Raw genomic sequence first — 10,455 nt, forward strand, 5'->3', positions numbered from 1 at the left:
ACGGCGCGAACGCCCCGGTCTCGCCGGCGTAGACCTCTTCGCGCGGCACGATGGGCACGTCATCCTGCCGCGACGGCCCCGGCCCGGCCATCCCGGGGTTCAGCGAATACGCCGACCCCGCGATGCGGGCGCGGGCCTTGTCGGCCTTGACGTCCTTGAGCTGCTGGCGCATCGAATCGACCGTGCCCCCGGACACGCCGCCGCGCATGTGGGTCACCACGAGCGTCGTCTCCCCGAGGTTTCCGTCGCCGGCTTGGGCGGCGGCGTCGTGAAGCACCTTGACCCCGATGTCGGAGGGGATGGAATCGAAGCCGCACGAGTGGACGATGCGCGCGCCGGTGAACCGCGCCAACTCGTGGTTGGCGGCGATGGAATCGTGGGCGAAGAGCACCTCGCCGGTCAGGTCGACGTAGTCGGTGCCGGCGGCGGCGCAGGCGTGGGCCAGCGCGTGGCCGTAGCGGGCGTAGGGCCCGACGAGCGTGAGCACCACGCGGGCGGATTCGGCGAGCTCGCGCATGTCGTCGTCGGAGGATGCGTCGGCGACGAGCAGTGGCCAGTCGGCGGCGGTGGTGCCGGTGCGGCCGTCGGTGGCGGGGGCCCCGGCGAGTTCGTCGCGCAGCGCCGCGAGCTTGTCGCGGTCGCGGCCGGCCAGGGCGATGGAGGTCCCGGCGGGCGCGTGCGCGGCGAGATGCTTTGCGACGAGCTTGCCGACGAACCCGGTGGCGCCGAACACCACGATGTCGTGGGGGCGGCCGGTGGGGTCAGAAGTGTTGTCGTCCCGTGTCATGTCACCACGCTAACGATGCTGCGCACTTTCCGCGCGCTTTTCGGCGTTCTTTTGTAGACAGCTTGGTCTAAGGGCATAATGGCGTGCATTCGATTGCGCACGGTCGTGCGCGAACCGGGACCAAGGGTGTTTCCACCCGGTGTCCGGCGGCGCCCCGATGCGTCGCCCCACCCTCACGAGCACGGAGAAGATCGCAATGACCCAGGCCGACGCCGACCAGTCCCACGCCCCCAAGGACGGCGCCGACTACGACTCGACGCACGATGTCGCGCACCCGGAGCGCCGTTTCGACACCGCCGCGGTGCGCGCCGGTTACCACCCGGATTCGCTGTACGGCCCGGTGAACGTGCCCATTTACGCCAGCTCGACCTTCGCCCAGGACGGCATCAACGTCCTGCGCGGCGGGTTCGAGTACACGCGCGTGGCCAACCCGACGTCCGCCGCGCTGGAAGGCGCCATCGCGGAGCTGGAGGGCGCCCGCTTCGGCCGCGCGTTCGCGTCGGGCATGGCGGCGACGGACATCCTGCTGCGGGCGTTCCTGCGCCCGGGCGCGCACATCGTGATCCCGAACGACGCCTACGGCGGGACGTACCGCCTGGTCGACACGATGTTCGGCGACTGGGGCGTGGAGTACTCGGTGGCCGACCTCGGCAGCATCGAGTCGGTGCGCGCGGCGATCCGCCCGAACACGAAGGTCGTGTGGATCGAGACGCCGACCAATCCGCTGCTCACCGTCGGAGACATCGCCGGCATCGCGGCGGCGGTGAAGGAGGCCAACGCCGAGCTGGGCGCGGACGCCAAGCTCATCGTGGACAACACGTTCGCCTCGCCGTACCTGCAGCGCCCGCTGGAGCTCGGCGCGGATGCGGTGCTGCATTCGACGACGAAGTACATCGGCGGCCACTCGGACGTCATCGGCGGCGCGGTGGTCACCAACGATGCGGCGCTGGACGAGGAGCTGGACTTCCTGCGCGGCGGCATCGGCGCCACGCCGAGCGCATTCGACGCGTTCCTCACCGCCCGCGGCCTGAAGACGCTGGGCCTGCGCATGGACCGCCACTGCGACAACGCCGAGAAGGTCGCCGCGTTCCTGGAGTCGCGCCCGGAGATCTCGCAGGTCCTGTACCCGGGCCTGGAGTCGCACCCGAACCATGAGGTGGCGAAGTCTCAGATGAAGCGCTTCGGCGGCATGGTCTCGGCGCGCCTGGCCGGTGGCGCGGAGGCGGCGGCGAAGCTGTGCGAGTCGACCCGCGAGTTCCTGCTGGCGGAGTCCCTCGGCGGCGTCGAGTCGCTCATCGAGGTCCCGGCGGGCATGACCCACCAGTCCACGGAGGGCACGCAGTTGGAGATCCCCGCCGATCTGGTCCGCCTGTCGGTGGGCATCGAGGACGCCGACGACCTCATCGCGGATCTCGCGCAGGCCCTCGACCAGCTTTAGGTCCAGGCCCGGATTCGTTCCGCCCCTTTTGCTTGACGACGCCCACCGGCTCCCCGCCCGGCGTCCCCGATTCTCGACCCGCGCATCGCTTCGGTGCGCGGGTCTGGTGTTCGGGCGCGGGCCGTCGTAAAGTAAGTGATATGACAACAAATGCGGCCGTTCCCTCCCGCCAGCCCGCCCTGTTCCTGGGCCACGGGTCGCCGATGAACGCCATCGAGGACAACCGGCACTCCCGCGCCTGGGCGGAACTCGGCCGGGAGCTGGCGCGCAACAAGCCGGAGGCCATCGTCGCCGTGTCCGCCCACTGGTACGGCAACGCCACCGCCGTCACCGCCATGCCGGACCCGCGGACCATCCACGACTTCTACGGCTTCCCGCAGGAGCTGTTCGACGTCGAATACCAGGCGCCCGGCTCGCCCGAGCTGGCCGAACGCATCGGCGACGTGCTCGCGCCGGACTGGGTGGGGCAGGACCGGGACTCGTGGGGCCTGGACCACGGGACGTGGTCGGTGCTCGCCCACCTCATGCCCGCCGCCGACGTGCCCGTGGTGCAGCTGTCCATCAACGCCGAAAAGCCCCTCGACTACCACCTGGAACTGGGGCGGAAGCTGGCCGCGCTGCGCGACGAGGGCGTGCTGGTGCTCGGCTCCGGCAACGTGGTGCACAACCTCCGCGCCGTCGACTGGGCGAACCCAGGCGGCGGCTACGACTGGGCCGACCGCTTCGACGAGGCCGCCCGCGAGATCATGCTCGGCGACCCGTCGACCATCGGCGAGCTGCGCGGGCACCGCGACTGGCGCCTGGCCGTGCCGACGCCCGACCACTTCCTGCCGCTGGCGTACATCGCCGGCGCCGCGGGTGATGGCGTGGGTGAAGGCGCTGGTGGTGCCGGCGTGGGTGATGCTGCGGGTGCTGGTGTTGGCGCGGGCGCAGGCGTGCGCGTCATCGATGAGGGCCGCGCCATGGGTTCGTTGTCGATGACCGGCTACCTGTACGAGTAGGGCGCGAGCCGCCGCTGCCGCCGCACCGCTGCGTTCGGCGTTCGCCGTCGATCAATCTTTATGAGTGGCATTCGCTGGGAGCGGGGATCTGCCTTTTCGCGCCATGTGCGCTGTGAGCCCAGTAGCGGCGTCGTAGTCGTTCGCGGCTACCGTCGTGCGCCCCGAACGCTCTGTGGGCATCCTGGAGCGTGTTCGGGTTTCCGCTGGTCACAGCGCCGTCGAACGGCACTATCGATGGGGGTGACCCCACGGGTTCAACACGACGCCGCGGGCGGTGTCGAAGCTGGGCGCGTGCGGCGTGGTGTTGAAGGACTGGCCCACTGAAAATTCAATTCGCCGCCGTACGTGCCGGAGAAAATCTGCGCGTACGGCGCGGAGTTGAATTCGGACGGTCGAAGCCTGCTGCCGACACCACCCCGACACGAATCCGGCACGCCCCGACACCACCTCGACACGGTCCCGCCATCGCCCCGACGCCACCGGGCACTCGGCATCGGGCGAGTCGATGGGGTGGTGCGGTTAACTGGCGGGAGCGCCGTCGCCTTTGAACGGGTGTGGCGGCCCCTCGGAGGGGTAAATGGCACTAACTGCAGACGCTTCGGCGATTTCGTTGCATGAAAACGCCGAAGCGTCTGCAGTTAGTGCCGTTCATCCGGGGGCTTGGCGGACGTGGGGGCGAAGCGGCGGTCGGAGCGGCGTGGGGTGAGACGAAGCAGGCGAACCGGGGCGAGCGGGGCGGGGTGGGCGGCGAGTTACTGCCGGCCCCAGCGGCCGGAGCCGGCGAGGGCGAGGATGTCGTCGTGCAGTGCGGCGACGGGAGGGGTGGGGTCGGCGGCGCGGCGGCGGATCATCCCCAGCTCGCGATGGGCGGCCGGCGCAATCGGGCGCAACACGATCCCCGTCACCGAGAGGAACGGGTCGTCGATGGGCAGCAGCGCCACTCCCAAACCGGCGCTGACCAGGCCCGCGACGGTGGTCAACTCCATCGATTCGAAGACGAGGCGGGGTCGGAACCCGGCGGCGTCGGCAAGTGAATCCAGCAACAACCGCGTGCCGTAACCGGGCAACATCGCGATGAACGGATCCTCCGCGACCGACCGCAAGCGCAGCGGCGCGGTCGAACCCGCGAGGCGATGATCGGCGGGCAGGCCGATGGCCAGGCGCTGGCGGGCCAGGGGCGTCCACGCGAGCGGGCCGCCGGCGAGGGACTCCGGGGGCTGCGGGCCGACGAGCGCGAGATCGGCCTCATCGGCGAGGACCCGGTCGACGAGCAGGCGGGCCGCGCCCTGGTGCAGGGAAATCGCCGAATCGGGCCTGGTGGTGCGGGCGGCGCGGAGGATCTCCGGCACCATCCACGTGCCCAGCGAATGCATGAAGTCCAGGCGCACGGGGCCATGGGCGGGGTCGACCAGGCGGGCGACTTCGGCGGCGCCGGCGCGCAGGGCTTCCGTCGCGGCGGTGGCGGCGTCGGCGAAAGCGCGGCCACGGGTGTTCAGCTCCAGGCCGCGGCCGTCGCGGTCGAAAAGCTTCGCGCCGAGCGCCGCCTCGAGCCGCGCCAACCGCCGCGACAGAGTCGGCTGCGGGATACCCAGATTCGCGGCGGAGTCGCCCATGTGGCGGGTGCGCGCGAGATCCAAAAACCAGTCGAGGTCGGTGGGGAGCATTAAAATACGGTATCTCAGGTGGTGCTATGCGGTAGGAGCAATGGACGGCTCCGGTCAATGCATTGGACGTATCGAAGGCGGCGGCGCACGATGGCGGGCATGAGCAACGCGCACCGATCGGACTCGTCCGGGGACTCGTCGGCGAACCCGGCGTCTCCCGCGAACGATGCCACCGGGTCCGCACCGGCCTCGCCCGCATCTCCTGCGCCCGCGCCGGAGGGCCTCACGCCCGGCGACCCGGGCTTTCGCCGCGCGCTGATCGCGGTGCTCTTCGCGGGCATCGCGTCGTTCCAGGCGCTGTACGCCACGCAGGCGCTGCTGCCGGTGCTCACGGAGGACTTCCACATCAGCCCGGCGACCGCGGCGCTCACCGTCTCGGCGACCACCGGCGGCCTGGCCTGCGCGATCATCCCGATGTCGGTGCTGTCGGAGCGGTTCGGCCGCCGCCCGCTGATCCTCATCGGCGCGGTGCTGGCCACGGTCCTCGGCCTCACCCTCGCCTTCGCCCCGAACGCCTCGGCGCTGATCGGCCTGCGCCTGATCCAGGGCCTGGTCATCGCGGGGGTCCCGGCGGTGGCGATGACGTACGTGTCCGAGGAGGTCGACCCCCACCACGTGCCGCGCATCATGGGCCTGTACGTGGCGGGCACGACGGTCGGCGGGCTGCTGGGCCGCATCATCCCGTCGGTGGTGCTGGAGTTCGGTGGCTGGCGCGTGGCGACGGTCGTGTCCGCCCTCGTCGCCCTCGCCTTCGCCCTGGCCACGGTGTGGTTGCTGCCGCGCCAGCGCCGGTTCACGCCGAAGAAGCTGACGCTGGGCGGCGAAATCCGGGCGATCGTCGGCCACCTGGGCAACCCGCGGCTGGTGGGCCTCTACGCGCTGGCGTTCCTGTCGATGGGCGCCTTCGTGTCGCTGTACAACTACGTCGGCTTCCGGCTGGGGGACACTTTCGGGCTCTCGGCCGCAGTCGCCGGGATGGTCTTCCTGCTCTATCTCACGGGCACGTGGTCTTCGGCGCGTGCGGGCTCCTACGCGCGGAGCATGGGGCGTCGTGAAGCAATGCTCGCCGCCATCGTCGCCGGCATCGCGGGCCTGGCGCTGACCGCGACCCCGTGGCTGATCACGCTGCTTGTGGGCGTCGCGCTGTTCACGGGCGGGTTCTTCGTGGCGCACTCGCTGGCGTCGTCGTCGGTGGGGCTCATCGCCACCGCCGACCGTGCGGAGGCCAGCTCGATGTACCTGTTCAGCTACTACCTGGGGTCCTCGGTGGTCGGGTGGGTCTCCGGCCACGTGCTGGACTGGGGTGGCTGGGGGCTGCTCGTCGGCTGGCTGGTGGGCCTGTTCGTCCTCGCGGGCGCCGCCGCGCTGGTGGGCACGAGCGGCATCCGGCGGCGCGGGGCCAGCGGGTCGAGCGGGGCGAGCGGTAAAGCGGTTTAGCCGATGACCAGCTCGCCGTCCTCGGCCGCCATCTTCGCGGGCCCGGCGGGCTGGCGCGACGGGCCGGACACGACGTCGCCGGTTTCGATGTCGAAGTGCGAGTTGTGGTCGGGGCAGATCATGACGCCGTCGCGCACGGCGTTGATGGTGCCGCCCTGGTGGGGGCAGCGGGCGGAGAACGCCTTGAACACGCCTTCTTCGGGCTGGGTGACCACGTAGTCGCCGACGACGGTGCCGCCGCCGACGGGGATGTCCGCCGCGGCGACGCGCTCGACGTCGGATCCGGGCGCGCACGCGGCGAGCAGGGCGCCGGCGGCGGTGGTGGCGGTGCCGAGCAGGAAGCCTCGGCGGGAGCAGGTGAACTTGGGGGCTGCCTTGTCGTTCATGCTTTTCAGGGTACCGGGCGGGGCATTGCTTTACGACGGCCCGTCGTCAACCCGGGCGGCCGCAACCCCTGGTGCGACCGGGTTTGGCAGCGGCGCGGATGCCGGCGGGCGGCGGCCGGCCGAGGGGATAGGGGATCGGTGGAGGGCGTCGGTGGCGGGGATCGGTGGCGCTACGGCTTCGGGCGTTCGCCGAAGATGGCGCGGCCGACGCGGACGGTGGTGGCGCCTTCGGCGATGGCGAGCTCGAAGTCGCCGGACATGCCCATCGACAGCTCGTCCAGCGTGACGCCGTCGGGGGCGTCGGGGGCGAGACGGTCCCGCAGTTCGCGCAGGGTGGCGAAGCAGCGGCGCACGTCTTCGTCGCCGTCGGGGGAGGAGGGGTCGGCGATCATGGCCATGGTCATGAAGCCGCGCAGGCGCAGATTCGGATACGGGCCGTCGGGGCCGAAGTCGGCGACGAACGCCTCGACGTCCTCCGGCGCGATGCCCGCCTTCTGGGGCTCGTGGGACGTGTTGACCTGGATGAGCACGTCGAGGGTGCGGCCCGTGACGCCGGGGGAGTGTTCGGCGGAGGAGTACGAGGTGGAGACGGGCGCGGCGGCGGGCACAGCGGCGTCGGCCAGGCGGCGCTGGAGTGCGGCGGCGACCTTTGGGCGGTCGAGCGCCTGAAACTCGTCGGCGAAGGCGGCGAGCTGACCGGCCTTGTTCGTCTGCAGCGGACCGATCACCGCCCAGCGCGGCAGGGGAGTGATGGCGGCGATGGCGGAGGAAGAACCGGCGGCTCCGGCTCCAGCGGCGCCGGCCTCGGCACTCTTGGCGGCATTGGCGAAGAACTCGGCCTTGGCCGACGCCTCCTGCACGCGGTTCTCGGCGAGCGTCAGGCACCCGGCCTCGCGCAGCGCGGGCCAATCGGCGAGCACGGCTTCGGCGGGGACCGTCTTGCTCACGGGCAGCAGTCGGATCTCCGACGGATCGCGGCCGGCGGCTCGGGCGGCGTCGTCGATGCGCGTCCGGATCGCGTCATGGCGGGCGGTGACTTCCGCGGGACTGGCGGGAGAAGCGTGCTCGTTGTGCTCCATGACCCCGAGGTTACCGCCGCGCCGATCCGCTCCCTCCGGGTCATCGCCGACCGGAGCGGGCGGCCACCGTCCCGCCACCGCCGCGGCCACCAGGGCGGGATCCGGGCGGTGCGGTACGTTCGATTCATGCTCCAGGATCGATTGATCGCGCTGCCCGAACGGTCGCGCCGTCTCCTTGCCGTCGTCGGCGCCATCTTCGCCATCGCCGTCGTCGGCTTTCACATGTACCGCGCCGCAACGTATTACATGATGGACGTCGAGGTCTTCCAGGACGCCGGATGGGCCCTGCGCCGCGGCCAGGACCTGTATTCGGAGGACTTCCCCACCCGCTCGGGCTACCGATTCATCTATCCGCCGTTCGCGGCGCTGCTGTTCTACCCCATGACGTGGGCGGGGCCGGTGACGCTGCAGATCATCTGGACCGCCGCCACCATCGCGGCGGTGTGGGCGATGCTGTGGATGGTCTCCAAGCGCCTGCGCCTCCCCGCACCCGCGCTGGTCGCGGCGCTGCTGCTGGGCCCGGCGCTGCTCATGGACCCGTTGTCGGAGAACATCAACTTCGGCCAGATCAACGTCTTCCTGGCGGTCCTCGTCGTCGCCGACGTCCTCGGGTTCCTGCCCAAAAAGCTGCGCGGCCTGGGCATCGGCGTCGCCGCGGGCATCAAGATCACCCCGGCCGCCTACGCCCTGATCTTCCTGGTGCGCAAGGACTACCGGGCGGTGCTCACCAGCTTCCTGTGGTTCCTGGTCACCGTCGCCATCGGCTTCGCGCTGCGATTCCAGGAGTCCATCTACTTCTGGACCGACGAGTTCTTCGAGGGCAACCGCGGCGGCGCCCCCACCTACGAGGCCAACCAGGCGCTGTCCGGCCTCTTGGCGCGCGCGACGCTCGAGGACCCGGCGCTGAACATCATCGTCATGGCCTGTTTCGTCCTCGGCGCGATCCTCGCCGGCGTCGCCGCGTTCCGCTTCGAGCAGCGCGGCCTGCGCGTCGCGTCGCTGGCTGTCGTGGCGCTGGCCGTGTGCTTCGTCGGCCCGTACACGGTCAGCCACCACTGGTCGATCACCATGATCTTCCTGCCGCTGATCTTCACGCTGCGCCGCCCGTGGCAGATCCTCCTGGCCATCGGCTTCTACGTCGCGCACTTCCTGGCGCCCTACGACACGTTCCCCGGCAATCCCTGGGGCTTCGCCCTCAATCCGGCCGAGTGGGTCTGGGGCAATCTGCAGGGCATCTTCGGCGGGCTCGCGTTCGTCGCGCTCATCGTCTGCGCCTTGCGTGCGGCGGATCCCGAGGATGCGCTGTTGGGGCTTGACGACGGCCCCGTCGCAAAGCAAACCGACCGCCAACCGAACGTTTAACGCGGATTTCACACCCGAAACCCCCGGCCAGGCGGTGTGACGTGGGTAATGTCGAGAGGGCACCACAGGCGGCGGCCCCCGGGCCGGCGCGCACCACAACCGCATAGCCGCCAGCAGCTGAGGCGGGAGAGGCCGGAGCGAACGCCCGGCCGCCGTAGGGGCAATTCCTCCCCGGGACACTCTCAGGCGCCAGCACCGTCACAGCGAGGCACCTCTGGAAAGAGTCGCGCGCACTCGTCTGCGCCGCGACCGCCGCAGGAGAAACCCGGCAGCGCTCGAACTGCAACGCAGCACCGCAATTCAGCGCGATGCAACGCACTGCAGCGCGTGCCGGACAAAGCTCTCGGGCACATCGACAGAGCGGGGAGGGCCCCGGTGATCCGGCGCGCCCTCGACCACGATCGCGGGGCGGCGGGGATCGGGGCGATCCGACCCCCGCCCCCGTCACGGAAAGACCATCGCATGGCCACCCCGCACGACGCCTTCGTCCACCGCCACATCGGCCCCGATCCCGCCGGCACCGCCGAGATCCTCGATTTCCTCGGCTACGACTCCCCGGCCGCGCTGGCCACCGCCGCGTTGCCCGCGGACATCGCCCAGACCGAGCCCACCCAGCTTCCCGACGCCCTCGACGAAGCCGGGGCGCTCGCCGCCCTGCGCGGGTTCGCGGCGAAGAACACGGTGAAGAAGCAGCTCATCGGCGCCGGGTACCACGACACCATCACTCCGGCGGTCATCCGCCGCAACGTCGTGGAGAATCCCGGCTGGTACACGGCCTACACGCCGTACCAGCCGGAGATTTCGCAGGGCCGGCTCGAGGCGCTGCTCAACTTCCAGACCGCCGTGTCCGACCTGACCGGGCTTCCCGTGGCGGGCGCGTCGCTTCTCGACGAAGCCACCGCCGTCGCCGAGGCCGTCCAGATGATGGCGCGCGGCAACGCCAAGGCGGCGAAGAAGGGCGGCGTGGTCCTGCTGGATTCCGCGCTGCACCGCCAGAGCCTGACCGTGACGCTGGCCCGCGCGGAGGCCGCCGGCATCGACGTGCGCATCGCCGACATCGGCGACGACGTCGCCGCGGCGCTTGCCGAGGCGTCCGGCGTGCATGGCGGCGCGGGCGGCGACGGTGCGGAGGGCGGCGGCGGAGGCGGCGCGAGCGAGACCGCCGTGCCGCTGGTCGGCGTCGTGCTGTCCAACCCGGGCACCACCGGCGAGGTCCGTGATCTGGCCGCGTCCATCGCCTCGGCGAAGGAGGCCGGCGGCCTGGTCACCGTGGCGTGCGATCTGCTGGCGCAGGTGCTCAT

8 protein-coding genes, 1 pseudogene and 1 riboswitch are annotated in these 10,455 nt (G+C 71.0%); of the genes and pseudogenes, 5 read left to right on the forward strand and 4 right to left on the reverse strand.

The window, feature by feature from the left end; all coding sequences use genetic code 11:
- Window positions 1-787: saccharopine dehydrogenase NADP-binding domain-containing protein (locus GX015_RS02220; RefSeq protein ID WP_291342459.1), on the reverse strand; the 787-nt coding region annotated here is incomplete at its 3' end.
- A gap of 196 nt (window positions 788-983) precedes the next feature.
- Between GX015_RS02220 and GX015_RS02225 the strand changes: the two genes are divergently transcribed.
- Complete coding sequence (locus tag GX015_RS02225) at window positions 984-2,225, forward strand: cystathionine gamma-synthase (protein ID WP_291342461.1); 1,242 nt, start codon at window positions 984-986, stop codon at window positions 2,223-2,225.
- 140 nt (window positions 2,226-2,365) lie between these two features.
- Window positions 2,366-3,226, forward strand: a complete 861-nt coding sequence (gene ygiD / locus GX015_RS02230) for a 4,5-DOPA dioxygenase extradiol (protein ID WP_102212805.1) — start codon at window positions 2,366-2,368, stop codon at window positions 3,224-3,226.
- A gap of 752 nt (window positions 3,227-3,978) precedes the next feature.
- On the opposite strand, the gene GX015_RS02235 is transcribed toward ygiD, so the two are convergent.
- On the reverse strand, window positions 3,979-4,890 hold the full coding sequence (locus GX015_RS02235; RefSeq protein WP_291342465.1) for a LysR family transcriptional regulator: 912 nt from the start codon (window positions 4,888-4,890) through the stop codon (window positions 3,979-3,981).
- Between the two features lie 99 nt (window positions 4,891-4,989).
- On the opposite strand from GX015_RS02235, the gene GX015_RS02240 reads away from it, so the two are divergent.
- The gene (locus GX015_RS02240) at window positions 4,990-6,327 is read left to right on the forward strand and encodes an MFS transporter (RefSeq protein ID WP_291342466.1); all 1,338 of its coding nucleotides are present in this window, start codon (window positions 4,990-4,992) and stop codon (window positions 6,325-6,327) included.
- On the opposite strand, the gene GX015_RS02245 is transcribed toward GX015_RS02240, so the two are convergent.
- Window positions 6,324-6,713, reverse strand: coding sequence for a Rieske (2Fe-2S) protein (locus GX015_RS02245; protein ID WP_291342468.1), 390 nt, complete (start codon window positions 6,711-6,713; stop codon window positions 6,324-6,326). The genes GX015_RS02240 and GX015_RS02245 overlap by 4 nt on opposite strands.
- Before the next feature lie 170 nt (window positions 6,714-6,883).
- Window positions 6,884-7,792, reverse strand: coding sequence for a YggS family pyridoxal phosphate enzyme (locus tag GX015_RS02250; protein ID WP_291342469.1), 909 nt, complete (start codon window positions 7,790-7,792; stop codon window positions 6,884-6,886).
- A gap of 126 nt (window positions 7,793-7,918) precedes the next feature.
- Here GX015_RS02250 and GX015_RS02255 point away from each other — a divergent pair, with 126 nt between their 5' ends.
- Both GX015_RS02255 and GX015_RS02260 read left to right on the forward strand, forming a co-directional pair.
- Complete coding sequence (locus tag GX015_RS02255; protein WP_291342470.1) at window positions 7,919-9,154, forward strand: glycosyltransferase 87 family protein; 1,236 nt, start codon at window positions 7,919-7,921, stop codon at window positions 9,152-9,154.
- 113 nt (window positions 9,155-9,267) lie between these two features.
- Window positions 9,268-9,362, forward strand: a riboswitch (glycine riboswitch).
- Window positions 9,363-9,616: 254 nt separating this feature from the next.
- Window positions 9,617-10,455 (forward strand): annotated as a pseudogene (locus GX015_RS02260) (glycine dehydrogenase (aminomethyl-transferring)); the annotation flags it as partial.

This window comes from Corynebacterium sp. (assembly GCF_012837295.1).
Taxonomy (GTDB): domain Bacteria; phylum Actinomycetota; class Actinomycetes; order Mycobacteriales; family Mycobacteriaceae; genus Corynebacterium.